This window comes from Brachyspira sp. SAP_772, from assembly GCF_009755885.1.
Taxonomy (GTDB): domain Bacteria; phylum Spirochaetota; class Brachyspiria; order Brachyspirales; family Brachyspiraceae; genus Brachyspira.
In genome coordinates, this window is sequence record NZ_VYIX01000234.1 from 1 (window position 1) to 641 (window position 641).

Annotated in this window: 1 protein-coding gene; it reads right to left on the minus strand. The window is 34.2% G+C overall.

The genetic code is table 11. From position 1 onward, the window contains the following. Window positions 1-618, minus strand: a 618-nt coding sequence (locus tag GQX97_RS13755) for a sugar ABC transporter substrate-binding protein (protein WP_157152325.1), incomplete at its 3' end; no start/stop codon positions are given. Between the last annotated feature and the right edge of the window lie 23 nt (window positions 619-641).

The window sequence follows — 641 nt, forward strand, 5'->3', positions numbered from 1 at the left end:
TTTATTCCAATTTGCAATTTGTTCACCTACAATTTTTACATCTGGACGTTTATCAAAAAATTCTATTTGCCAACTTCTTCTTCTTTCATCAGCATGGAAGTTGCCTGGAGGGCCGTTTAATACTACAACATTAGCACCTTGMGGAATTTGATCTAAAGCGGCTATAGCATTTACTGCTGCTTGTTTATATGGGTCAGCATCTACTGAAGAAGCACCTGCTATACCAGCAATTCTAGCATTTGTAGTTAAACAAATTATTCCAGCAGCAACAACTTTTTCAGCATAAGGTCTTTGAGCTTCTCCATTATTTGGCTGTATAATGATAACATCATATTTGTTTATTATAGCATTTTCTATTAAGCTATTTTCAACGTCATCATTAGCTTGTCCATCAAATATGTCTACAACAATATTAGGATATTTTGCAGCTTCTTCTTTGATAGAGTTAGCTAACCAAGCAGCAAAAGAATCTGCCTGAGCCCTTGCTATATACGCTACTCTTATCTTTCCGTCTGTCTTTTCAGAAGCAGAAGATTCCTGAGCAGACTTATTACAGCCAGATATTGAAAATAACATCATAGCTGCAACAACAAAAAATAATGATAATTTTTTGCCCATTTTTTTCTCCTTTAAATTAATTT